The following is a 25,700-nucleotide window of genomic DNA, read 5'->3' as shown; positions in this document are numbered from 1 at the left end:
AACGAGCTTTTTAACGATTAAGAAATCTCAAATAATTTATAAATTCTACGAGATATCTTCTCATTCTTAGCTAGAAATGACACTTAGAACTCAATTAACTTTCTAGTTTTTTTTATAAATTGGCAAACAAGTTTAGCCCAGATTGAAACGACATCCTTTTTTTGTTTTTCTCAAAAAAAGATACAGTGGAAAGCTGGAAATAGCTTCAAAAAACTAATCAATCATATTTTTTAAGTAAAATTTTTCTACTTTTTCTCTTGCCCAAGGTGTAGTTCGTAAAAATTTTAAACTCGATTTGTAAGTTGGATTGTTTTTAAATGCATTTATGTTTAAACTATAACCTAATTCTTCCCAACCATATTCTAAATACAATTCTTCTAAAATTGTGGCTAATTTAATGCCATGTAATGGATTGTTGGGTTGTTCTTTGCTCATTATTAGTCTAAATTAGGTAACACAAATTGGTTTAAAATAGATGTTTTAGCCATCATTTTTTCTATTTCTGTTGACGTTCTTGGAGATTCTTTAGACAAGTTAACAGGACCATTTTCTGTTACTAGAATATCATCTTCTATACGAACTGCTATACCCCACCATTTTTTATCGCAAGGGCTACCTTCTGGAATGTAAATTCCGGGTTCCATGGTAACTACCATGTTTTTTTCGAAATTGCCATAATTTCCTGGATCATGCACATCTAAACCAATGTGATGTGAAGTACCATGCGGAAAATAATTGTGCCTTTCCTCTACAGATTTAAGAATGCCTAAATTAAACAGTCCTTGGTTGATAATTTTTCTAGCTGCTTGGTTTGGTGACTGCATACTTGTACCCACGGTGTACAGTGCAATACCTGCCTCTTGGGCTTTGTATACCAAATCATAAATAATTTTTTGCTCTGGGGTAAATTTTCCACTAGCTGGTATTGTTCTAGTTACGTCTGCAGTGTAGCCTCTATATTCTGCACCTAAATCCATTAAAACCAAATCGTTTCCTACTTTGGTTCTATTGTTCTCTATGTAGTGTAAAATACACCCATTATTACCAGAACCCACAATGGAAGGGTATCCTTCATATTCTGCACCATATTTTTTATACACAAATTCATGAATACCTTGTAATTCTGTTTCAGACATATGAGGTTTCATCGCTTTCATAACCTCATTTTGACCTATTGCAGAAATACGAATTGCCTTAGTTAAGAGCTTTAATTCTTCTTCTGTTTTAATTTCTCGCATTGTTGCCAAATTAGCTTGCAAAAACGTTAAATCTATATTTGTTTTAGGTTGTAGTGCCAAAGTTATTTTTTGTTGATATTCTTTTTTAAGTTTATCTGTATCTGCAGATTTGTATTTGTTTAACAATTCATCATTTTTAATTTCTAATGAACGACTAGCAAGTCTATCTATAATATTGATAACGTTTGCATGACTTTCAATAGGCGTTTGCGCAACATTATTGTACACATATTCTTTTATGTTAGATAAAAATAAATTAGAATTATAGCCAGCACTTGTTTTAAAATGTTTTACCAAATCAAAAACATCTACGCCTGTTACGTCTCTATAATCATCTTTAAACTTTCCATCGATATAAACCTTGTTAAAAGATTTGTAATGTAAGTTATAGGTTAAAAAATCTTCACCATTATATACCTTGGCAAATCCTAATACTGTTTTTGCCCCCTCTATTCCTAATCTTTTCCCATTCCATTGTTCTGCATTAGGGTCTTTTTTTTGTACGAATAGTACCTCATTATAGGTTTCTCCTTTATGGTCTACTTGAGAATTAGAAAAAAGAAGTAAAGCCGCATTAGGTTCTCTATAACCTGTTAAGTAGTAAAAGTTTGGATCTTGATGAAAAACATAATCTACATCATTGGCTCTATTTCTTAACGAATTAGAAAACACTATAGCAACAGAATTTTGTGGCATTTTAGCTCGTAAAATGTCTCTACGTTTTTTATGGAATTCTTTTGATAAAAAATCTGTAGGTGTTTGTGCAAATCCTAAAAAATAGACAAGCATAAATAGAAAACATAAAATTCTTGACAATTTCATAAATATCATTTTTGGTAAGTTTATCAAATGTAATATTTATTCTTTTTTTAGATATAAACATTAACAAAATATTAGTGGTTGGTTATTGTGATATTTTCAATAATTTTGCTGTAAACATGTAATACATTAATACCATGAAAAATACTGCTTTGTCTCATATACACGAATCTTTAGGTGCAAAAATGGTTCCTTTTGCAGGTTTTAACATGCCTGTGCAATATGAGGGGGTTACCAAAGAACACAATACTGTTAGAGAAAGCGTTGGTGTTTTTGATGTAAGCCATATGGGTGAGTTTTTAGTTGAAGGAGAAACTGCTTTGGCACTGCTTCAAAAAGTAACTTCTAATGATGTTTCAAAACTAGAAATTGGTGATGCACAATACAGTTGTTTCCCTAATGAAAATAACGGAATTGTTGATGACTTAATCTGCTATAGAATTAAAGAAAATACTTATTTGTTAGTTGTTAATGCTTCTAATATAGAAAAAGATTGGAATTGGATTAACTACCATAATTCAGCGTTTGGTGCTACTCTTAAAAACTTATCTGACGATTATTCTTTACTGGCTATACAAGGCCCCAAGGCTGTTGAAGCTATGCAATCTCTATCTTCATTAGATTTGGCTAAAATTCCGTTTTACAAATTTAAAATTGGTGATTTTGCAGGTATAGAACATGTTATTATTTCTGCTACAGGATATACAGGTTCTGGCGGATTTGAAATTTATTGTAAAAATACAGAAGTAGTACAAATTTGGAATAAAGTACTTGAAGCTGGTTCAAAATTTGGAATAAAACCTATAGGTTTGGCAGCAAGAGATACCTTACGTTTAGAAATGGGGTATTGTTTATATGGCAATGATATTGACGATACAACTTCCCCTATACAAGCTGGTTTAGGATGGATTACAAAGTTTACCAAAGATTTTGTAAATCATGAAGCTTTGGCAAAAGAAAAAGCTGAAAAACCATTAAAAAGATTGATAGCGTTTCAAATTAATGACAAAGGAATTCCTAGACAAGGGTATGATATAGTGGATAAAGATGGAAATACCATAGGAAACGTTACTTCTGGTACTATGAGCCCTAGTCTAGGTAAAGGTATTGGCTTAGGCTATGTACAAAGTAGCTTTGCAAAACTTGGTACTGAAATTTACATTCAGGTTCGTAAAAAAGCAATTCTTGCCACTGTTGTAAAATTACCTTTTTATAAGAATTGATGTTTTTTTAAAACAATTTAAAAAAGTTGTAAGGAATATCAAATCATTTCGATTACTATAGCTACAGACTGTTAATTTAAAATAAAAAAAATGAAAAATCTAACTACTTTAATTTTTGCAACATTTTTAATACTCTTAGGATGTCAGCAAAAAAAAGCAACACCCAAAGTAAAAGAAGAAAAGGTTATTGAAAAGACGTTAGCTCAAAAAATAGAAACAGCTCATCAAAAAGAAAGTTTTCTAAAACACGAGGCAATCAGTTTTGATGCAGCAATTTCGTTTGGCGGATCAGAAGTTTTTAATGCGAACATAACCATAACTACTTCTTCAGATTTAGCTAAAATAACATACCAAAACGGAGATGAAATTTATGTAAATCAACAAGATATTTTTGTTTCTCCTAGTTTAAAAGATAATCCTGGAGTTCGTTTTCATGCCTATACTTGGACTTATTTTTTCCTTTTTCCATATAAATTAAACGATAATGGAACAAAATGGGATTACAATTTTAAGACAAGTGAAACTTCAAGTACATATACTACTGCAAAATTAAGTTTTGAAGCAAACACTGGTGATGCTCCTGATGATTGGTATATTTCATATACAGATGTAAAAACAAATGTTTTAAACCATGTTGCATACATTGTTACTGCTGGAAAAACAAAAGAAGCTGCAGAAGCAGACCCTCATGCTATAAAATATGATTCTTACCAAACAGTAGATGGTGTACCATTTTCTAGTGAATGGGGTTTTTATGAATGGAATTTGACAGATGGATTAACCAATAAAATTGGAGCAGGAAAAATTACCAATATCAAGTTTGTTGATAATTTTAGAGATACGTTTTCTATTCCTAAAGACTATATCAAAAAATAATTTTACTTACATACTATAAAAACCTCACAAATATGTGGGGTTTTTTAGTTTATTAGAGTAATTTCACCATTCCAAATATCAATTTGAGATTACAGTTTATGAATTGTTTACTAACGGGAGGTACAGGAATAGTTGGGAGTCATATTATTTTTGAATGGATTCAAAAAGCATTGATAGAAAAGACTGTTAATCATCTCTATGTAATTATTAGAGATAATGAAAAAAACGCAGAACAGCGTTTGCTTACTATTTTAAATGCTACTTCTCGCCCAGATTTTTTAAATAACTTTACTATTAAAGAATGTTTGGCTAAAATTACTGTAATTGCAGCCGATTTATCTACCATAACAAAAGAAGTTCTTGAAGATTATAACTTTGACACCGTAATTCATTGTGCTGGGTCTACCAATTTGCTAAGCACCAAAGATTCTAAACAAAAAGTACATTCGCAAAACTTTATAGCAACCGCTAAACTTTTACGTGTATTACCTTTAAACGTAAATCGTTTTTTATATATAAGTACAGCCTATTCTTTTGGCATTCAAGATGAAAAAGTATCTGATACTATTGCAAATTATGACGTTACTGATTTTAGAAATCCATATGAAAAATCAAAATATGAAAGTGAACGTTTTGTAAAAGAAACTTGTGCTAGTATGAACATACAAGCACAAATTTTAAGACCCAGTATAATTTGTGGTCGTTTATTAGATGCTCCTTTTTACGAGACACCTAAATTTGATGTCTTTTACTCATGGGCTATATTTTTAGACAAATACGCAAAGAAAGCAAAAGATACTTTTAGAATTTGGGTTGATAAAAAAAGTGGCTTAAATATCGTTCCTGTAGATTTTGTTTCTAAAGCAATTCTTCATGCCCTGTTAACTCCAAGTATTTCAGAGCTAAATATTGTGAACCCAAAACAAATTTTACATGAGAGCTACGTTGGTGACGTATTAGAATCTTTTAATATAAACACTTATGAATATGTTACTCAAAAACCAGAAAATTTAAATGCTTTTGAACAACTCTACTACAAGAGTATTGGAAATCTTTTTGAAAAATACGTTTCTATTCCTGATTTACAATTTAAATCTGAGCAAATCTTAAAGTTAATAGATAAACTACAATTAGACATTACGCTAGGAGTTCATGAAAATTTCATGAATTTAATTGATTTTTCTGTTCAAAAAAAGTTTAAAAAGAGTTATTAATTCTATTTCATTTTTTGAGTTAAAATCTCATTTATTTGAGATAAACTAGACGCTTCAATCACCTTTTCTTTGTAAAAAAAGAAATCATGAAGTATTTAAAGACACTATTATTTATTGTATTAACGAGTCAATTTTTAAACGCTCAAAGTGAATCTCCATACGAATGGAAATGGAAAAAGGATGGTATTTGGACAGGTACAGCTATTGCTGGAAACGCTTTAGGGGTCTCTATAATTGCTAACAAAGAACCTTTTAGTATTGAGGAAATAAATCAAAAAATAGCCAATAGAGACAATATTAATTTTTTAGACAGATGGGTTGCCGGAAACTATTCTAAAAACGCTAGTGATGCAAGTGATATTCCATTTGCCTTGTCTTTTGCCGCTCCATTTGCCTTACTTCTAGATGATAAAGCTAACGATCATTCTTTTCAATTATTTGGTTTATATTTTGAAAGTTTGGCAACAACCTCAGCCTTATTTACCATAACTGCAGGTTTAACAAGAAGAGCAAGACCATACGTATACAACACTACCGAAAAATCACTACAAAGTAAGCAGAAAGTAACTGCTACACGATCTTTTTATTCTGGCCATGTTGCAGCAACAGCAACGGCTACTTTTTTTGGAGCAAAGGTCTTTCAAGATTTTCATCCAGATTCACCAATAGTACCTTATGTTTGGGCGGGTGCTGCAGCGTTACCAGCAGCTGTAGGTTATTTAAGAATGGAAGCAGGTCAGCATTTTTTGACAGATGTATTAATTGGATATGCAATGGGTGCAGTAGTGGGTTACTGGGTACCAGAATTACACAAAAAGAAAAGCTCTGAATTTTCTTTAATACCTACCATGGATCAAAATTTTTATGGTGAAAATTATCAAGCAATTAGCTTACGCTATCAATTTTAGATAAATCTTGAAAAGAAAGTTTTTTAAATCTTTTATATCTCCTGTATATTTAGCATAAATATACTGTAAAATCATATTGATTTATTACAGGATAAATTTTAAAAATTTGATTTGTAATCAAATCTGTATAAACTACTTGACCAGTAATTTTTGCAATTATAAGTTGTATAACTAATACTGTTCGCATAGAGTATATATAAATTCCTTTCTTTTCTATTTTGTAACACTCAAAAAGGAAAATAAAACTTATACATTAAATCTAAAATGCATCACATCTCCATCTTTTACAATGTACTCCTTACCTTCTACTCGCATTTTTCCTGCTTCTTTAACTTTCGCTTCAGAACCATAAGTAACATAATCTTCATAAGAAATAGTTTCAGCTCTAATAAAGCCTTTTTCAAAATCGGTATGAATTACACCTGCTGCTTGGGGTGCAGTTGAGCCAATAGGAATAGTCCACGCTCTAACTTCTTTTACACCAGCAGTAAAATAGGTTTGAAGATTTAATAATTTATATGCAGAACGAATTAAACGAGAAACACCAGCTTCTTCTAAACCTATATCTTCTAAAAAAAGTTGACGCTCTTCGTAATCTTCTAACTCAGTAATATCTGCTTCTGTACCAACAGCCAATACAATTACCTCTGCATTTTCGTCAGCAACAGCTTGTTTTACTTTATCTACATAAGCATTACCAGATACTGCTGAAGACTCATCTACATTACATACATACAATACCGGTTTTGAAGTAATGAACTGTAATGGAGTAACAAATTCTACTTCTTTTTCTGAAAAACTTAAAGAACGTACTGATTTACCTTCTAACAAAGTAGACTCTACATTTAATAATACTGCCAATTCAGCTTGTGCCTCTTTGTTTCCTGTTTTCGCAGTTCTTTTAACGCGTTCTAATCTTTTTTGAACAGTCTCTAAATCTTTTAACTGCAATTCTATATCAATCGTTTCTTTATCTCTAACTGGATCTATAGAGCTGTCAACATGGATAATATTATCATTATCAAAACAACGCAACACATGCAAAATGGCATCTGTTTCTCTAATATTTGCTAAAAATTGATTTCCTAACCCTTCTCCTTTACTTGCTCCTTTTACTAAACCAGCAATATCTACAATTTCTACTGTAGCAGGAATTACTTTTTCAGGCACTACTAATTCTTCTAACTTTTCTAATCTTGTGTCAGGTACATTTACAACACCTAAATTTGGTTCTATTGTACAAAAAGGAAAGTTTGCACTTTGCGCTTTAGCATTAGATAAACAATTAAATAAAGTTGATTTTCCTACGTTCGGTAATCCTACTATTCCTGCTTTCATTTTATTAAATTTTGCGAGTGCAAATATAGAAGATATTTGCTTTAATAATACCTTATTTTTTTAAGATAGTTGCACTATATAAAAAATCCCAAACAATAACGTTTGGGATTTATGTATTTGATATTTTACAATTATTCGTTATGCATAAAACGTTGTTTTGCTAGCAACTCTTCTTCGGTTTCTACAATATCCTCATCAGGCACACAACAATCTACAGGACATACAGCCGCACATTGAGGCTCTTCATGAAATCCCATACATTCTGTACACTTATCTGGAGCTATGTAATACACTTCATCAGAAATTGGCTCTTGGTCTTCATCAGCATTTACAGCTTTTCCATTAGGCAAAACTACATCTCCGCTTAAATCTGTACCATCAGCGTATTTCCAATCGTCTGCACCTTCGTAAATTGCAGTGTTTGGACATTCTGGTTCACATGCCCCACAATTTATACATTCATCTGTTATTATAATAGCCATAATTTATTTTCTGTTTTTGTACATTTGCAGTTGCAAAAATAACCCCAAAATTATTTACATCCAAAATAAATGAATGGTATTCAGAGTAGAATTAACGCTTTTGTAAAATTAGGTACTTTTTTAGGTCAGTTTTCTGTCAATAATTTAAAAAAAATAGAAGGTATTGCGTATAATGACTTATTTTTTGATGGTTTTTTGCATCAACTAAAATTGGCACAAGAAAACAACACCTGGTTTACAAAAAATAACATTTTATCTAGTTTAGAAGAATGGAGTAATAAATTATCTATCAAAAGCTTAGAGGAGTATGCTAAAAGTATCTCTTTAGCCAATAACACATCAAAAAAAGTAGCCATTATTATGGCAGGGAATATTCCTTTAGTTGGCTTTCATGATTTCTTATCTGTCCTATTATCAGGGCATTCTGTAATAGTAAAACAATCATCTAACGACAAACACTTATTGCCTTTTATGGCAAAGTATTTAGAGTATATTGAACAAGATTTGAAAGGAAAAATAACTTTTACAGAAGAAAAATTATCCGATTTTGATGCTGTTATAGCTACAGGTAGCGATAATACTGCTCGTTATTTTGAGTATTATTTTAAAAACAAACCCAACATCATTAGAAAAAGCAGAAATTCTGTAGCGGTAATTACAGGTAAGGAAACTGAACAGGATTTTATAAAACTTTCTGATGATATTTTTCAGTATTTTGGACTAGGATGCAGAAGTGTTTCTAAATTGTATGTTCCCAAAGATTATCAATTTGATCTTTTTTTTAATGGAATGTACACAAAGAAAGATATTATCAACAATACAAAATATGCCAATAATTATGATTACAATAAAGCGGTATATTTAATGAGCGAGTTTGATTTGTTAGAAAATGGTTTTTTAATGATTAAAGAAGACGAAAGTTACTCCTCTCCTATTGCCACTGTTTTCTATGAATATTATGACAACGAAATAGATTTAAAAATAAAATTACATCAAGATAGAGATAAAATTCAATGTATTGTTTCTAAGGACTTTATAGAAAATGAGGTTGCATTCGGTCAAACCCAATGTCCTAAATTGACAGACTATGCAGATGGTGTAAATACCTTAGAATTTTTATCAAACATATAAATTTGGTTTTTAAGTTGGTAGTTTTTAGTTCATGGTAAAAATCTGAAACTTTAAAACTTTGAAACTTTGAAACTTTGAAAATCAAAAATAAAATGAAAAAACATAATTTTAGTGCAGGTCCTTGTATTTTACCTGAAGAAGTCTTAAAAAAAGCTTCTGAAGCCATCATTAACTTTAACAATGATGATTTATCTTTAATTGAAATATCTCATAGAAGTAAGCCTTTTGTATCGGTTATAGAAAAAGCACGTTCATTGGCTTTAGAATTGTTAGGCTTAGAAAATAAGGGGTATACAGCATTATTTTTACAAGGTGGGGCTAGTTTAGAGTTTTTAATGGTTGCATACAATTTACTCAATAAAAAGGCAGCTTACCTAAATACAGGGACTTGGTCTGATAAAGCAATTAAAGAAGCAAAAGCATTTGGAGAAATGGTGGAAGTAGCTTCTTCTAAAGACAAGGGGTATTCATATATTCCAAAGGGATATATCATTCCTGATGATGCAGATTATTTCCATTTTACGAGTAACAATACTGTTGCGGGGTCACAAATAAAAGAAATTCCTGATACCAAGGTTCCTTTGGTGTGTGATATGAGTTCAGATATTTTTTCTCGTCAATTAGATTTTGAAAAATTTGATTTAATTTACGCTGGGGCTCAAAAAAACATGGGACCTGCAGGGGCTACTTTGGTTATTATCAAAGATGGTATTTTAGGAAAAGTAGAAAGACATATACCTTCTATGTTAAATTATCAAGTTCATATTGACAAAGATAGTATGTTTAATACACCTTCTGTATTTGCTATTTATGTTTCTATGCTAACATTACAATGGTTAAAAGATTTAGGAGGAATTTCTTTCATTGAAAAAGTTAATCTTAAAAAAGCAGCATTTTTATATGATGAAATTGATAGGAATCCTTTATTTAAAGGAATTGTAGCTAAAGAAGATAGAAGTACAATGAATGCAACCTTTGCTTTGGTAGACGAATCTCATAAAGAAATGTTTGACACAATGTGGAAAGAAGCCAACATAAATGGTTTAAACGGACACAGAAGCGTGGGCGGTTATAGAGCAAGTATGTACAATGCATTGCCATTATATAGTGTACAAGCTTTGGTTGATGTGATGCAACAATTTGAAAATAAGATAACTAAGTAAAAGTATAAATGTTGTAACTGCTATTTTTTAACAGTTTTACAACCATTACACTTTTAAACTTTAAAAATATAGAATGAAAATATTAGCAAATGACGGAATTTCCAAAAGCGGAATAGAGGCTTTAGAAAAAGGAGGATTTAAAGTAATTACCGTAAAAGTTGCTCAAAATCAGCTAGAAAATTATATCAATGAACATTCAATTGATGCAATTTTAGTAAGAAGCGCCACTCAAGTAAGACAAGAATTGATAGAAGCTTGCCCAAGTTTAAAGCTTATAGGTCGTGGTGGCGTTGGTATGGACAATATTGATGTAGATTACGCCATAGATAACGGTTTACACGTTATAAACACACCAGCAGCCTCTTCTAGTGCTGTTGCAGAGTTGGTATTTGCTCATCTTTTAGGTATGGTTCGTTTTTTGCATTCATCAAACAGAGAAATGCCTCTAGAAGGAGATTCTCGCTTTAAAGATTTAAAAAAAGCCTATGCCCAAGGAATAGAGTTAAAAGGAAAAACTATTGGTATTATAGGTTTTGGAAAGATTGGCCAAGAAGTGGCTAAAATAGCCATTGGCCTGGGTATGCATGTGTTAGCTACAGATGAGCAGATTGATTTTGAAAGCATTACACTAGATTTTTTTAATGGTCAAAAAATAACATTTAATATAGATACTGTACCTTTAGACCAATTGCTAAAAGAAGCAGATTTTATTACCCTTCATACTCCTGCGCAAGAAGACTATATCATTACTGCATCAGAAATAGAAAAAATGAAAGATGGTGTTGGCATTATTAATACTGCTAGAGGTGGTGTTTTAAATGAGGTTGATTTAATTGCTGGTATAGAAAGCGGAAAAGTTCAGTTTGCAGCTTTAGATGTTTTTGAAAATGAGCCCAATCCAGAAATTCAGTTGTTAATGAATCCAGATTTGTCTTTAAGCCCTCATATTGGTGCTGCAACCATAGAAGCACAAGAACGAATTGGGTTAGAGTTGGCAAAACAAATCTTAGAATTATTAAGGTAAGGCTAAATTTAAAAGAATGATTACAGAAAATTTACAGAAAATAAAAGACGCTATTCCAGACCATGTTACCTTAGTTGCTGTCTCTAAAACAAAACCTATAGCAGATTTACAAGAAGCCTATGATGCAGGTCAACGAATTTTTGGTGAAAACAAAATCCAAGAAATGGTTGATAAATATGATATATTACCTAAAGACATCAAGTGGCATATGATAGGACACTTACAAAGTAACAAAGTAAAGTATATGGCACATTTTGTAGATTTAATTCATGGAGTAGATAAATTTAAAACGCTTAAGGAAATTAACAAACAAGCCAAAAAACACGATAGAATTATCAACTGTTTGTTACAAGCTAAAATAGCTGAAGAAGACACTAAATTTGGATTGTCTTTTGAAGATATTGAAGCAATTCTTGTTTCAGAAGAATTTGCTTCTTTAAAAAATATAAAAGTTGTAGGTTTTATGGGTATGGCTACCTTTACAGACAACAATTCACAACTTGAAAAAGAATTTGCATCTTTAAAACACTTTTTTGATAAACAGAGTGCAAAAAATCCAGCATTAGAAATTTTATCTATGGGAATGAGTGGTGATTATCCTTTGGCTATTAAAAAAGGAAGCACTATGGTTCGTGTTGGAAGTTCTATATTTGGTAGTAGAAATTATAATTAGTAATTTTCCCCGAAAGAAAAAGAATTTGTACGCAATATTAGACATCGAAACTACTGGAGGAAAATTTAATGAAGAAGGCATTACAGAAATTGCTATTTATAAATTTGACGGGCATAAAATAATAGATCAGTTTATAAGTTTAGTCAATCCAGAAAAACCCATTCAGGAGTTTGTGGTAAAACTTACGGGCATCAATAATAAAATGCTTAAAAATGCTCCTAAATTCTATGAAATTGCCAAACGAATTATAGAAATTACTTCAGATTGTGTTTTGGTTGCGCACAACACCGCTTTTGATTATAGAATTTTAAGTACCGAGTTTGACAGATTGGGGTACGATTTTAATAGAAATACTGTCTGTACAGTAGAATTAAGTCAAAAATTAATATTAGACCAACCTTCTTATAGTTTAGGAAAACTTACACGCTCATTGGGAATACCAATTACAGACAGACACAGAGCTTCTGGAGATGCTTTAGCAACAGTTCAATTGTTTAAACTATTGTTAGAAAAGGATCTTCAAAAAACAATTATTCAAAACTCTATAAAATATTTTGATAGAAGGCAGCAAAAACAAAAATTAAGAACACTTATTGATGAAATTCCGCCAGAACAAGGTTTATTTTATATTCATGATACTGAGGGGAAAGTAATTTTTTTGGGTAGAGGAAAAAATATAAAATCAGAAATAAATAGGTTGTTTTTAAAATCTACCAAACGTGCTATAAAAATTCAAGACAGAGCACATAGTATTACCTATGATAAAAGTGGAAACGAATTGTTTATGACTTTAAAGTATTACTTAGAACTCGAATCTTTATCACCAAAATTCAATTTCAGAAAAAAGAAAAAACTAAATTATTCTAATTTTAATAATGATGATTTTTTGATTATTGATAAAGGTAGAGAAGTTGAAGAAAATGCTGTAATTTTAGTAGAACAGAATGAAGTTTTTGGCTATGGCTATACAAATTTAGGATATCAAGAAGACAAGCTAGACATTCTTAAAGCTGTTCTTACTCCAATAGAACATAAAGATTTATCTAAATCTATCATTAAAAATTATCTTAATAGAAATAAAGTTCAAAAAATAGTTAGACTAGAGTCTTAAGAATAAAATTGTAGAAAAACCTTTTACCAAATGAAAAAATGTTTGCTTTTAATTTTACTGCTGCCTAATTTATTTTTAGCACAGAAAAACAAATCTACTACATTAGGTAAAACAACTTTAGAGGAATTAAAAATGAATTTTTATGCTAAAGATTCTTCTGCTGCAGCTGTTATTTTATATGAGCAAGTTAACAGATATCCAGATGAAAATAATAAGGAGATTCCTAAAATAGACTACTACTACAGGATTAAAATTTTTGATAAATCTGCATTTGACTTAGCAGATATAGTAAATTATTTGACAGAATTGAAGAACCAGTAATGAACAACAGTAACAATACACCACAGAGAATAGTTATTCATGAAGCTGGAGATGAAGGAGGTGATTTCATTTTTATAAAGAAAATATAATATTCATATTGTTTGTCATTTAAATTTGATACTTTAGCTCTAGATACATTTATGGATTTAGAGCTTTTAATTTTACAATTTCAGAAAAAGGACGTTAAAGCCTATGAAAAACTATACAATATGTATAGTAACAGTATTTCTGGAATTATATATAATATAGTAAAAGATAGTAACGTAACTCAAGAAATTACTCAAGATGTTTTTATAAAAGCTTGGAATAATGCAGCCTCATATTCTTCAAAAAAAGGACGTTTTTTTACATGGTTGCTTAATATAGCTAGAAACGCGGCTATAGATTACACAAGATCAAAAACAAATAAACAGTCCAAACAAAACCTTAATTCAGATTTTTTCGTAGATATATTAGAGACGCATAAAAGTTTAGACGACTCTACCAACGCAATTGGGTTGAAAGATATAGTGTCTAAATTAACGGAGAAATGTAAATCTATGATTGAATTATTATATTTTAGAGGATTTACCCAAAAAGAAGCGGCAGAAGAATTAGACATTCCTTTAGGAACTATTAAAACAAGAAACAGAAGTTGTATAGGCGATTTACGTACTATGCTTGGAGTATAAAATGGATATAAAAGAATACATAGCATCTGGAATTTTAGAACTGTATGTAGCAGGCACACTCTCTGAAAAAGAGAATGAAGAAGTATACGCTGTTATAAAAGAACACCCAGAAGTCTTACAAGAAGTTATTTCTATTGAAAGAGCAATTTTATTTTTGTCTGATGCTGCTAAAAAAGATACTCCTTATTCTTTTTCTAGATTACAGAAAAAATTAAATGGTAATGCGCCTAAAATTATTCCTATCTCAAAATCAAAAATAAACTGGTCTCAATTTACAGGTTGGGCAGCTGCTGTACTTTTAGGTAGTGTTTTAATATATACTGTTAACCAAAACAACACACTAAAAACTCAAATTGCTGCAGAGAAACAGCAATTAGAAAAACAAATAGACAAAGCCTCTAACAATCTAGCTGAAGCCGAAAAATTAATAGAAGTTTTTAGAGATAAAGATATTATTTCTATACCTCTAGCAGGACAAGTAGCATCTCCAAACTCATACGCAAAAGTGTATTGGGACAAAAAAACAAATTCTATTTATTTAGATGCCAAAGGTTTACCTGAGCCACCTAAAGGCAAGGTATATCAAGTTTGGTCTTTAAAATTAGCTCCTTTAACCCCCACAAGCTTAGGAACTATTGATACTTTTACTGCAGATACCAATAAAATCTTTGCCATAGATAACCCTAATGATTCTGAGGCCTTTGGTATAACGCTAGAACCAGAAGGTGGTAGTGCATCTCCTACTCTAGAACAACTTTATGCGCTTGGTGCAATTAACGCTGCTCCTTAGTTTTACTATATTTTTAAATTAACTTTTGTATAATGTATGCAAATTATTAAGTCTATAACTCAAGAAACCAAATAAGAGGTTTTACTTAATAAAAAGTTTGGATCAAATTATTCTAATCTTTCTACACAAAATACTCTTACTGAATCTTTGACTATCGATTTAGATAATCAATTAACATTTAGATTTGGTGTAGAATCCGAATTTATCTTTGGATTTTATAAAAATAAATGGTTTGCAATAAGTAAACCTACTTATGAATATTTTAAAAAGAAACAAAGAACAGACAATCAAAGTACCAAGATTGACTATACATCAATAGAATCAATTATTATACGTCATCATTTATTTTTGAATGATAGAGCAAAACTGTTTGTTAACTGAGTTCTTTATAAAAACATTGTTTATCAAGTAATTACTATTTTTATTGTTTAAAACGAATATCATTTCGATTGAAATGGAGAAATCTTACTATAGATATGAGATTTCTCAACTACACTTTTACTTCGTAAGCTACTTTTAATTTAAATATATTTAAATTTCAGTAATGTTCGAAATGACAAGTGTCTAATTTTCAAATAAATAGTACTTGTGTCATAGAAAAGTTATATCGAACTCACGTGTTTGTTAACACTTCCTTAGTTTTTGATTTTGCTGGCAATACCCCTTATATTGTATTTAAATCTAGTGGTACTTGTAAAGTACAACAGTTAATAAATGTAGATAATTTGGCTTTTGATTTTAGATATCAATCTAGTAAGAAATTTTAGACGTTGAAGGATTTTGGCTTTTAGATTATCAAACACTCTCTTTTATTTTTAGATTTACTATTTTTTAGAGTACTTAATTTTCTTCTAAAAAATATATTAAAAAAAGAAACCTGTTACATTGCTGTAACAGGAATCTCATCCAACTAAAACTAACCAAAACATGGTTAAAACCTTATTATTATTTCTTGTGTTTATTTTTAAAAACGATAACTTAAAGTTGCTTTTGCAAAAAAAGGTGTTCCTGGAGTAAAGTGAATCTCTTCTACAGATGTTACTTCATTTTGCAACCTACTTTCTGTAGCAAATTGTGTTTCATTCCACTCTACATCAAATAAATTTTCTATTGCAACCCCCAATGAAAGTTGTTGATTCACCTGATAATTTAGGTTTAAATCTGTCACAAAATACCCTTCTGCTACTATAGTATTGTCTTCATTAGCTGCTCTGTCCCCTAAATATCGGTAACGTAAACCTCCTGAAAATTTACCCAAATTTGTAATTGCTATACCACCTGCTACAGTAACTTCTGGAGCTAGAGGTATAAAGTCTTCACCCTTAATATTTTCTAAACTTTTAGCATCTGTATATGTCGCATCTGTATCTAAAAACAACCAATCTAGAATTTGGTATCGTATACCAAAATCTAATCCAAATCTTCTAGATTTTCCAGAAGGCTCTACAATACCTGCATCTCCTACATACACAAACTCTTCTTCTGAAAACAAATACCATAATGCTGTATTTAACACAATGTTTTTGTTTGGCTTATATATATTACCAAAATCTACACCATAAGCTCTTGGTAACACCTTGTCTGCATTTTGTTGTAAAACTACTCTAGCATCATTAGAATGAAAACCAATTCCTGATTTTAAAAACCACTGTAAATTATCATGTTGAGTATACAAAAAATTTAATTTAGGGTTTACTATTGCTTTAGTCTTAGATAAGGTTTCAAAATTATCGCTCAAAGCATCATTATATAAAAAATTAAAATAATCAAAACGAAGTGCTGGTGCTATTTTGAATTTTCCAATTTCAAATTCTGAGTTAAAAAATGCATATGCGTTAGTTTGATTTATATCTCCTAATTGAATCTGTTCTAAGGTTTCTCTTCTATTTTTTGTACGAGCTAACTCTACATCATTTACAATATCAAAACGTAAACCAGCCCCTTTGGTATATTTAGCCTCAATATTTCCATATTTTTTTGTGTCTGTAATTTGAACATTTGCTCCAAAAATATCTCTTGTTTCAAATTGTCTTATTTGATCTCCGTTTAATGGGTCTTCTAAAAAAAATGTAAAATTAGAAAAAAGCTCAAAATTATAATTACTATAAAATGCATTGGCATTTAACCTAGAGCTTTCAGAAATAGTTTTATCAAATTGAAGGTTTACATTAGTTCTAGAAGTAAAACCACCTTCTGTATCATCTATGGCACCAAACCTAGAAATCAAACCGCTTTGTACTGCTCTTTCTGGTATTTGTCCAGAAGCATCCCATCTACTTTTAAAATATGAAGTTGTTAAAGAAATTCTATCAGATCCTTTTAAAAAAGCACTGTATTTACCAAAAATATTAATTCTATTAAAATTTTGTGGTGATTCAAATGCTCCATCAGTTTCAATATATTCAACAGCTATATAAGCATTTTTATCTTTCGTAGCATCTAATAAGTTAAACATACCTAAAGTTCTTAGAGAGTTAAAATCTCCATATCCTACAGAAATTAAATTTTCTTGAATTGCTTTTTTTGTTGAAAAGTTTACGTAGCCTGCCGTATTAAAATCTCCTTGATTAGCATAGTAAGGCCCTTTACCAAAATCTATTTTTGAAATTGTTTCTGGTATTATAAAATGCAAATCAGAATATCCTTGACCATGTGCATGAGAAACCATATTTATTGGCATACCATCTACTGAAAGCGTTATATCTGTTCCATGATCTATATCAAAACCTCTTAAAAAAATTTGTTCTGCTTTACCGCCACCTGCATGTTGCCCTATAAATAAACCAGGTACTTTTCTTAAAATTTCTTGCGAATTGTTTACAGGGTTAACACTTACATCTATTTTTGTTATGGTTTGCATTGCATCTAATTCTTTACGTAAAACCAACTCTTTAAGTTCAAATACTTTTGTTTTTAAAACTATTGTAATTCCTGTATTTATATGATTTTTAGTAGCTATAATCACTTTCTTTTCATAACCTAAAATACTTACTTGTAGGCTATCATTTACAGCTACACCTTCTAAATAGAAAACGCCTACTTCATTGGTATGTGTATGCTTATTATTAGATAAATTAATAATATAAGCATTTTCTAAGCCCTGATATAGAGGGTCCAAAATTTTTCCTGTTAACTGTTGTCCAAACAAATAAAAACCACAAAAAAAGAATAACAATATTGTTAAATACCTCATATTATATCTCTTAAATATTATTGATTTCTGCTTCTACATTTGGTCCTAATTCATAGACAGCTCCTAAAAGCTCTTTTTTAAGCGTTACAGCCATTGGTATTTTTCCGTTTGCCTTAAAAATAAGAGCTGCATGTAATAAAGCTTCTGGTTCAAAAGTTTTTTCAATTACGTGTTGGTCAACTATTGCTAACGCCTTTTCTTTTTGCCCGTTGTTAAAATATGCCCAAGCCAATAAGTCATAAGATTGTGCCGTTGGTCTTTCTTCCACTTCTTGTTTTGCCAACACTATTGCTTTATCATTTTGTGCTTCAGATAACAATAAAACATCATATTTATGATACATTACACCATATTTTGTGTTTTTTACCCTAGACCAATAACTATCAATTTGATGTTTTTTTTCAACCTTATCTCCCATATAATCAGCAATTTCAGACTTTAATAAATGATAATCTGGTGATGCATTTTCTTTGGTAACTGTGTTTAAAATTCTTAGTGCTTCTTTTGGATTTCTCTCATAAGAAAATACAATCCATGCTATACCTTTTTTAGCATAACTATTGTTTGGATTAATTGCTAAAGCTTTTAAATAACTATTGTAAGAATCTTTAATACGACCTGCATGACCATAATAATCTGCTAAATTCGTATAATTCCATTGTATTAAACTATTTTTTTTAGACGATTTTGCGATTTTTAAAGACATTTCTAAGTAGGCAATTGCTTTGTCTAAATTTCCTAAATGATCATTGTATTTTGATAATCTAATTAGGTAGTCAAAATCTTTGAAGTTTTTTACTTTAGATAAGTATTCAGAAACTTTTTCATAGTTTCCTAACTCTACATATACATCTACAAGCATTAAATGTGTTCTTTGTAAATTTTCTCCATTATATTCTGCTTTGGTTAAAAGGTCTAAAGCCTCTTTAAATCTATGTTGAGAAATAAAATTTCTTGCCAAACTTCTTAGATAACCTGCATTATTATAATTTGTTTTTTCATTGGCTATTATTAAGTTTTTTTCAGCCTCTTTAAGGTCATTTATATTTCCTGTAGATTGAAATTTTTTTGAATTAGCGGCCGCTAATTTTGCGTAATAAGGGTATTGATTTGGGGTTTTAGAAAGTTTATTTTTCCAAAAATTATAATCAGATGTAATTTTTGGTAAATCTGTGTTAGATGTCATTTCTAAATACTGATTGTAGTCTTTAGAATTGGTAATTTTTTTATTGGGTTGTGTATTGCAACTAATCGTTAAATAACAAGTTACAAATAATAAAATTAGTTGGATGTATTTCATGATTTGTATGTTTTAGAAAGGTGTTTATAATTTAAAATACTGGCGCACTATTCCCCCAAACGTGCGCCAGCTAATTCCCTTTTTACCAAGGCGTTGCCAAATAAGGGAATGATGTTAAAAATTCTTTATCATTAGCATCTACATTGTCATTTGATAAGGTAGGGTTTTCAGTAAAATCTTCTCCACCAAAAATCAATAACAACTCTACTGTAATAACATCATCTGCTAAAGCTCTACCTGTTAATACATTTGTTCCGTCAAAGAAAGTTGTTTTACCATCTAAAGAAACATTTAGAACATCTGTAGCTAATAAACCTGTAAAGGCTGCTGCATTTTGACCTAAAGCATTGGTATCATCTGCATTTGCAAATGCAGGACTTAAAGCCATTAAATTGGTCTGAAACATAGATTGAAATCTTGCAGATTGTGCAGAAGGTACTGTTACATTAAACTCATCTTTACTAGCTGCAGAAACAAAAACTGTATTTACTGCTGGTCTTCCCATTTGATCTTTCTGAGCAAAAGTTCCAGAAAAATCTGGTCCTGTTGGTAAATCTTCATCCTTATTATTGTTACAGGATACTAAAATGAAGGTTAATGAAAATAAAAAAGTTAAGTATTTTAAATATGTGTATTTCATAATATTGTTTTTAAAGTTGATATTGTTATTGTTTTGCTTTAGCTTCTACCCAAGTATTAATTGTTCCTGAAGAACCTATCATAGATTTAGGAACTTCTACTACTATAGACATTACGTTAGTACCCGCAAAAGTATCTGAACCTGGACTATTAAATCCTGGTGCATTACCTGCAATTATTTCTCCATACCTAGCAAAATCCATAAAGAAAGGATCATCTCTTGGGCCTGCAAAAAATTTCATTCCTACGGCATTAGTACTTGTCACAGCAGTAGAATTGTAAGCTGTAATAGCAACTTCTCCGGCTGTAGCGTTTTCATTAATTGTACTATTTAGCCCAGTTACAGAAGGTGTAAATGGTCCAAAAAAGTACATAACTCCATCTCTAGGTATAGCCTGTATTACAAAGTCTTCAGTATTATCTTGATTGGTGTCTATATTAAACTCTACAAGTACGTTTTCATCAAAAGATGTTTCTGCAGTTGCAGAAGGACTAAGTAAACCTTGTACATTGGCTACAAATACCAGATTATTGGTATCTTCACCTTGAAAGGCATAAAAATCTGTAATGTCTGCTGTTGTTCCTTGAGCATCAGGAGCATCTATATGATCTGCTGCTACCAAGACCAAACCAATAACGGCTGCAAAAATGGTTGTCAATAAAATTCTGTTTTTCTTCATTGTGTGATATTTAAGTTATTATTTAATTGAATCTCACTAACACTTACGAGAAAAAAAGAAGTAGGGTTTTAAAAAACTTTATTTTTTTTACACTTTTTTTAGAAACCCTTGTGTTTAAAGAGAAAAACACATAGAAAAAAATTAAAATTTCACTAAATATTTGTAGTATTGTAAGACTAATTGTTTTAAAATTGGAAAAAACAAACCCAAAACTATCTTGGAAACAAAAACTTCATGAAATTATTTATGAAGCAGATACACCACAGGGTAAACTTTTTGATATTATACTTTTAATTGCAATTATTGCTAGTATTCTTTTAGTAATGCTTGAAAGTGTAGAAAGTATAGATACCAAATACCATGATTTACTAAATCTAGGAGAATGGATTATTACAGTATTATTTTCTATTGAATATATTTTAAGAGTAATTTCTATACAAAAACCGTTTAAATATGTTTTTAGTTTTTACGGTATTATAGATCTACTTTCTACTATACCAAAATATCTTTCTTTTATAATAGTAGGATCTCATAATTTAGCAGCCCTAAGAGCACTTAGATTATTACGTGTTTTTAGAATTTTAAAGTTAGCAAGATATGTGGGTGCATCAAACAAATTGATGTTGGCCTTAAAATCTAGTAGAGCAAAAATTGCAGTCTTTTTATTTTTTGTTTTAATTGTTTGTATCATTTTAGGAACCATTATGTATATGATAGAAGGTGCAGAAAATGGTTTTAATAACATCCCTAAAAGTATTTATTGGGCTATTGTAACTTTAACTACTGTTGGCTTTGGAGACATTGCACCACAGACACCTTTGGGGCAACTTATAGCAAGTGCTATTATGATTCTTGGATATTCTATCATTGCAATTCCGACAGGAATTGTAAGTGCAGAAATGAACAAAAAAGAAGAATTACCAACAAATACGCAATCTTGCCCTAACTGTCTTAAAGAAAAACACCAAGAAAATGCTACTTTTTGTTATAGTTGTGGTAGTATTTTAAATCCGTAATTGTTAATGAAAAACACATTAATTACCATTGTAGGACCAACTGCAATAGGAAAAACTGCCTTAAGTATACAACTTGCAAAACATTTTAAGAGTGCTATACTTTCTTGTGATTCTCGCCAATTCTACCAAGAAATGACTATAGGTACTGCTGTTCCTGAGCCTGAAGAATTGGCTGCTGCTACACATCATTTTATTCAAAACAGAAGTATTTTTGATGATTATAATGTAGGCGCTTTTGAAAAAGATGCTTTAGCAAAATTGGATGAACTATTTTTGAAAAATCCAATTCAAATTATGGTTGGCGGAAGTGGTTTGTATGTAGATGCTGTTTTAAAAGGGTTGGATTATTTTCCTAAAGTAGCGCCATCTATCAGGCAAAATTTAAATAAAGAACTTGAAAAAAATGGTCTTGAAACACTTCAACAAAAGTTAAAAGAATTTGATCTTGAAACCTACAATTCTATAGCCATAGATAATCCTCAAAGAGTTATAAGAGCTCTAGAAATTTGTATAGGAACCAATATTCCGTATTCAGAGTTTAAAAATAAACCAAAAACTCCTAGAAATTTTAAGAGTATAAAAATTGGTTTGAATGCAGATAGAGAAATTATCTATGAAAGAATAAACAAACGGGTAGATATTATGGTTCAAAAAGGCTTGTTAGAAGAAACCAAAAAACTATACAAACACAAACATTTAAATGCTTTGCAAACTGTTGGTTATAGAGAGTTGTTTTCTTATTATGATGGAGATTTTACCAAAGATTTTGCTATTTCTGAAATTAAAAAAAATACAAGACGATTTGCAAAAAGACAATTGACTTGGTTTAAAAAAGATCTTGAAACCTATTGGTTTGACTACAAAACCAATAGTTCTGAAATTTGCACCAAAATTTCTGAAAAAATTAACGCACTAAAAAATTAATCTACTTTTGTAGTTAATTGACTTTTATATCTTTGCTTCACAAAAAATAAAAAAAATGAAATCTAAAATTATATTTTTTTATACTTTATTAATATCTAGTATTATTTATTCTCAAAATAAAGTTGGTACAGTAGATAGTGATTATGTTATGAATTTGATGCCAGAGGCAAAAATTGTTTTAAAAAGAGCAAAAGCTTATGGTGCTAAACTAGACTCTTCTTTTCAGATAAAAGTACAGGTCTATAAAGATAAGGTAGAAACGTATCAAAAAAACGAAAAAACTTTGGGCGAATTGGCTAAAAAAACATCAATTCAAGAGTTGACACAATTAGAAACAGATATTAAAAAATACCAAAACAATGGTCAGCAACTTATGCAACTCAAACAAAACGAATTGATGCGACCACTATATAAAAAATTAAGTGATGTTATTGCAGAGGTCGCAAAAGCTAACGGATATTCTCAAATTTTAACCATTACTGGTAATGAATTTGCTTACTTAGATCCTACATTTGATATAACAGATTTAGTACTTGCTAAATTAGGTATTGAAAAACCAACGGATAATAATTAGTCTCTTACAATATAAATAGCTTTACTATTAAAATAAACTTTATAAAAGGTAAACAAAAAAGCTCAAGAAATAATCTTGAGCTTTTTTTGTAATTACTTAGTTTTTATAACCTATCTCCTACTATAATTTGGAGCTTCTTTGGTTATAGCAACATCATGAGGATGACTTTCATTGATACCGCTTGCCGTAATTCTAACAAACTGACCTGTTTCTTTTAAAGTTTCTATGTCTTTTGCACCACAATAGCCCATACCTGCTCTTAATCCTCCTATAAATTGATGAATACTTTCAGACAACTCACCTTTGTAAGGTACACGTCCTACAATTCCTTCTGGTACTAATTTTTTAATATCATCTTCTACATCTTGGAAATAACGATCTTTAGAACCTTTTTTCATAGCCTCTACAGATCCCATTCCTCTATACGATTTAAATTTTCTTCCTTCGTAAATAATTGTTTCTCCAGGAGATTCTTTTGTACCCGCTAAAAGAGAACCTAGCATTACAGAATCTGCTCCTGCTGCAATTGCTTTAGGAATATCTCCTGTATAACGAATTCCACCGTCTGCAATAACAGGCACTCCTGTGCCTTTTATAGCCGCAGCAACTTCTAAAACTGCTGAAAATTGAGGAAACCCGACACCTGCAACAACTCTAGTTGTACAAATAGAACCTGGTCCTATACCAACTTTTACAGCATCTGCACCAGCCTCTACTAAGTATTTTGCAGCAGCTCCTGTAGCAATATTACCTACTACAACATCTAGTTCTGGGTACTTAGCTTTTACTTCTTTTAATACAGAAACCACACCTTTTGTATGCCCATGCGCGGTATCTATAATTACAGCATCTACACCTGCATTTACCAAAGCGCCTGCTCTTTCTACAGCATCACCTGTAACACCCAATGCTGCAGCTACTCTAAGTCTACCATAAGTATCTTTATTAGCTATTGGTTTTTGGGTAACCTTTGTAATATCTCTAAAAGTAATTAAACCTTTTAGTTTGTAGGCTTCATCTACAATTAGTAATTTTTCAATTTTATGATTTTGAAGTATCAATTCAGCATCGTTTAAAGAAGTTCCTACTCCAGCAGTAACCAAGTTTTCACTTGTCATTACTTCAACAATAGGACGTTCATTTTGATGTTCAAAACGTAAATCTCTATTGGTAACAATACCTTTTAATGTTCCTTTTTCATCAACAATAGGAATACCTCCAATACTGTGCTCTCGCATGTTTGCTTTGGCATCTAAAACTGTAGCGGTTAGCGGTAAGGTAACTGGGTCTAAAATCATTCCGCTTTCTGCACGTTTTACACGTCTAACTTCTTGAGCTTGTTGCTCTATAGTCATGTTTTTGTGCAAAACACCAATACCTCCTTCTCTTGCAATAGCTATTGCTAAAGCAGATTCTGTTACAGTATCCATAGCTGCTGAAGCTATAGGCACATTTATAGTAATGTTTTTTGTAAATTTTGTTTGTATACTTACTTCTCTAGGAAGTACCTCTGAAAAGGCAGGAACCAAAAGAACGTCATCATAAGTTAGTCCTTCTCCTAATATTTTGTTTTCGTGAGCTGTCATGTGCAATTAAGATATAATTGCGTGCAAATTTACAACTAATTATTGAGATTTTAGGTAAAATAAACTTTAAGATATTTTATTGTATTTACTCAGCCAACAATACTCACTAAAATTCTTACCAGATGATGCTCCTAGAAAGAAAATCATACCCATAACTCCTTTAACATAAAACAAAAATAACATAAATAAATAGCCAAAATTGGCTTCGTCATTAAAAAAGAAATCTTTAGTAATTATGGTTAATAAAAAGCTAATAGCAAAAATGGCTACACCTAAATTTTCTACATTTTTTACAGACCAGTATTTTAGTTTTCTTAAAGGATGTAAATCTTTACCCCACTTGTGGATTAAATAGTAGTATCCATTTCCCATAGGAGCAAATAATAAAGGATCATCAGCCTCGTTAAGTTCAAATAATTTTGAAGGAGCTATAATTTTGAAGCCGTCTAAAGTTGTAGCGTGATTTTCTTCTAAGACTTTGATTTTAGAGATTACTTCTTTTGGATAATCACTTTTAAAATAACGCGTATCTAAAAAGCGTAATCTATAATTAATGCATATTTTTTTTATTTCACTAACATGAAAAATAGCATCTGTGTCTACTTCATTTATATTAAAACTATTTATTGTTTTTTGAATGGGTGATTGTGACAATCTTTCTAACACACTTTTTTGAGTAGCATCTATATCATCAAAAACTTCTTGAACCCACTTTAAAACATCAACAGCTTTGTATCTTTTATTTCTTTCTTTAATTAATTGTTGTTGAATATCAATAGTTTGTAGCATTTCAAAATATTTTGATA

At 30.6% G+C, this 25,700-nt stretch carries 25 protein-coding genes; 15 read left to right on the top strand and 10 right to left on the bottom strand.

The genetic code is table 11. The annotated features are described in order from the left end of the window. Positions 1–213: 213 nt before the first annotated feature. The gene (locus DUT90_RS06910) at positions 214–435 is read right to left on the bottom strand and encodes a VF530 family DNA-binding protein (protein WP_114426442.1); all 222 of its coding nucleotides are present in this window, start codon (positions 433–435) and stop codon (positions 214–216) included. 2 nt (positions 436–437) lie between these two features. After that, the gene (locus DUT90_RS06905) at positions 438–2,060 is read right to left on the bottom strand and encodes an aminopeptidase P N-terminal domain-containing protein (RefSeq protein ID WP_114426441.1); all 1,623 of its coding nucleotides are present in this window, start codon (positions 2,058–2,060) and stop codon (positions 438–440) included. A 134-nt stretch (positions 2,061–2,194) separates the two neighbouring features. Between DUT90_RS06905 and gcvT the strand changes: the two genes are divergently transcribed. The 4 genes from gcvT (at position 2,195) to DUT90_RS06885 (ending at position 6,278) form a co-directional block, all read left to right on the top strand. Then, positions 2,195–3,280, top strand: coding sequence for a glycine cleavage system aminomethyltransferase GcvT (gene gcvT / locus DUT90_RS06900; RefSeq protein WP_114426440.1), 1,086 nt, complete (start codon positions 2,195–2,197; stop codon positions 3,278–3,280). 90 nt (positions 3,281–3,370) lie between these two features. Beyond that, positions 3,371–4,156, top strand: coding sequence for a hypothetical protein (locus DUT90_RS06895; RefSeq protein WP_114426439.1), 786 nt, complete (start codon positions 3,371–3,373; stop codon positions 4,154–4,156). A gap of 98 nt (positions 4,157–4,254) precedes the next feature. Next, on the top strand, positions 4,255–5,370 hold the full coding sequence (locus tag DUT90_RS06890) for an SDR family oxidoreductase (RefSeq protein ID WP_114426438.1): 1,116 nt from the start codon (positions 4,255–4,257) through the stop codon (positions 5,368–5,370). 86 nt (positions 5,371–5,456) lie between these two features. Continuing rightward, complete coding sequence (locus DUT90_RS06885) at positions 5,457–6,278, top strand: phosphatase PAP2 family protein (protein WP_114426437.1); 822 nt, start codon at positions 5,457–5,459, stop codon at positions 6,276–6,278. Between the two features lie 246 nt (positions 6,279–6,524). On the opposite strand, the gene ychF is transcribed toward DUT90_RS06885, so the two are convergent. Both ychF and DUT90_RS06875 read right to left on the bottom strand, forming a co-directional pair. Continuing rightward, positions 6,525–7,616, bottom strand: coding sequence for a redox-regulated ATPase YchF (gene ychF / locus DUT90_RS06880; protein WP_114426436.1), 1,092 nt, complete (start codon positions 7,614–7,616; stop codon positions 6,525–6,527). 131 nt (positions 7,617–7,747) lie between these two features. Continuing rightward, positions 7,748–8,098: a 4Fe-4S dicluster domain-containing protein gene (locus tag DUT90_RS06875; RefSeq protein WP_114426435.1), complete on the bottom strand. Its 351-nt coding sequence runs from the start codon at positions 8,096–8,098 to the stop codon at positions 7,748–7,750. A 69-nt stretch (positions 8,099–8,167) separates the two neighbouring features. Here DUT90_RS06875 and DUT90_RS06870 point away from each other — a divergent pair, with 69 nt between their 5' ends. The 8 genes from DUT90_RS06870 to DUT90_RS06835 all read left to right on the top strand — a co-directional run bounded on the left by DUT90_RS06870 (position 8,168) and on the right by DUT90_RS06835 (position 14,982). Beyond that, a complete protein-coding gene (locus DUT90_RS06870) occupies positions 8,168–9,229 on the top strand; it encodes an acyl-CoA reductase (RefSeq protein ID WP_114426434.1) in 1,062 nt (353 codons plus the stop codon). Positions 9,230–9,321: 92 nt separating this feature from the next. Then, positions 9,322–10,392 carry a 3-phosphoserine/phosphohydroxythreonine transaminase gene (gene serC, locus DUT90_RS06865; protein ID WP_114426433.1) on the top strand — a complete coding sequence of 357 codons (1,071 nt, stop codon included), beginning with the start codon at positions 9,322–9,324 and terminating at the stop codon, positions 10,390–10,392. A gap of 73 nt (positions 10,393–10,465) precedes the next feature. After that, entirely contained in the window at positions 10,466–11,416 is a 951-nt protein-coding gene (locus DUT90_RS06860; RefSeq protein WP_114426432.1) for a D-2-hydroxyacid dehydrogenase, read from the top strand. A gap of 16 nt (positions 11,417–11,432) precedes the next feature. Further along, positions 11,433–12,089, top strand: coding sequence for a YggS family pyridoxal phosphate-dependent enzyme (locus tag DUT90_RS06855; RefSeq protein ID WP_114426431.1), 657 nt, complete (start codon positions 11,433–11,435; stop codon positions 12,087–12,089). A 25-nt stretch (positions 12,090–12,114) separates the two neighbouring features. Then, complete coding sequence (locus DUT90_RS06850) at positions 12,115–13,200, top strand: PolC-type DNA polymerase III (protein WP_114426856.1); 1,086 nt, start codon at positions 12,115–12,117, stop codon at positions 13,198–13,200. 30 nt (positions 13,201–13,230) lie between these two features. Then, complete coding sequence (locus DUT90_RS06845) at positions 13,231–13,521, top strand: hypothetical protein (protein WP_114426430.1); 291 nt, start codon at positions 13,231–13,233, stop codon at positions 13,519–13,521. A gap of 140 nt (positions 13,522–13,661) precedes the next feature. Next, the gene (locus DUT90_RS06840) at positions 13,662–14,192 is read left to right on the top strand and encodes an RNA polymerase sigma factor (RefSeq protein WP_114426429.1); all 531 of its coding nucleotides are present in this window, start codon (positions 13,662–13,664) and stop codon (positions 14,190–14,192) included. A 1-nt stretch (position 14,193) separates the two neighbouring features. Continuing rightward, positions 14,194–14,982, top strand: a complete 789-nt coding sequence (locus DUT90_RS06835; RefSeq protein WP_114426428.1) for an anti-sigma factor domain-containing protein — start codon at positions 14,194–14,196, stop codon at positions 14,980–14,982. 964 nt (positions 14,983–15,946) lie between these two features. Here DUT90_RS06835 and DUT90_RS06825 read toward each other — a convergent pair. From DUT90_RS06825 to DUT90_RS06810, 4 genes are all read right to left on the bottom strand, one after another. After that, on the bottom strand, positions 15,947–18,175 hold the full coding sequence (locus DUT90_RS06825; protein WP_114426426.1) for a TonB-dependent receptor: 2,229 nt from the start codon (positions 18,173–18,175) through the stop codon (positions 15,947–15,949). Between the two features lie 10 nt (positions 18,176–18,185). Next, on the bottom strand, positions 18,186–19,475 hold the full coding sequence (locus tag DUT90_RS06820) for a lipopolysaccharide assembly protein LapB (RefSeq protein ID WP_114426425.1): 1,290 nt from the start codon (positions 19,473–19,475) through the stop codon (positions 18,186–18,188). Positions 19,476–19,557: 82 nt separating this feature from the next. Then, the gene (locus tag DUT90_RS06815; protein WP_114426424.1) at positions 19,558–20,115 is read right to left on the bottom strand and encodes a DUF4331 family protein; all 558 of its coding nucleotides are present in this window, start codon (positions 20,113–20,115) and stop codon (positions 19,558–19,560) included. 25 nt (positions 20,116–20,140) lie between these two features. Further along, positions 20,141–20,794, bottom strand: coding sequence for a DUF4331 family protein (locus tag DUT90_RS06810; RefSeq protein WP_114426423.1), 654 nt, complete (start codon positions 20,792–20,794; stop codon positions 20,141–20,143). A 191-nt stretch (positions 20,795–20,985) separates the two neighbouring features. Between DUT90_RS06810 and DUT90_RS06805 the strand changes: the two genes are divergently transcribed. From DUT90_RS06805 to DUT90_RS06795, 3 genes are read left to right on the top strand one after another with little or no spacing between them, the layout of a single operon-like run. Then, complete coding sequence (locus DUT90_RS06805) at positions 20,986–21,810, top strand: ion transporter (RefSeq protein WP_114426422.1); 825 nt, start codon at positions 20,986–20,988, stop codon at positions 21,808–21,810. A 6-nt stretch (positions 21,811–21,816) separates the two neighbouring features. Next, a complete protein-coding gene (gene miaA / locus DUT90_RS06800) occupies positions 21,817–22,734 on the top strand; it encodes a tRNA (adenosine(37)-N6)-dimethylallyltransferase MiaA (RefSeq protein WP_114426855.1) in 918 nt (305 codons plus the stop codon). Positions 22,735–22,789: 55 nt separating this feature from the next. After that, entirely contained in the window at positions 22,790–23,308 is a 519-nt protein-coding gene (locus DUT90_RS06795) for an OmpH family outer membrane protein (RefSeq protein WP_181858155.1), read from the top strand. Positions 23,309–23,418: 110 nt separating this feature from the next. Here the strand turns inward: DUT90_RS06795 and guaB are convergent, their stop codons facing one another. Both guaB and DUT90_RS06785 read right to left on the bottom strand, forming a co-directional pair. Continuing rightward, positions 23,419–24,894, bottom strand: coding sequence for an IMP dehydrogenase (guaB, locus tag DUT90_RS06790; protein ID WP_114426420.1), 1,476 nt, complete (start codon positions 24,892–24,894; stop codon positions 23,419–23,421). 66 nt (positions 24,895–24,960) lie between these two features. Next, positions 24,961–25,683: a hypothetical protein gene (locus tag DUT90_RS06785; protein WP_114426854.1), complete on the bottom strand. Its 723-nt coding sequence runs from the start codon at positions 25,681–25,683 to the stop codon at positions 24,961–24,963. Positions 25,684–25,700 lie beyond the last annotated feature (17 nt).

Origin of the sequence: Polaribacter sp. WD7 (assembly GCF_003335085.1) — a bacterium.
In the GTDB taxonomy this organism is placed as follows: Bacteria; Bacteroidota; Bacteroidia; order Flavobacteriales; family Flavobacteriaceae; genus Polaribacter.
The sequence above is the reverse complement of the archived record's forward strand: the minus strand, read 5'-3'. Positions and strand labels throughout refer to the sequence as shown.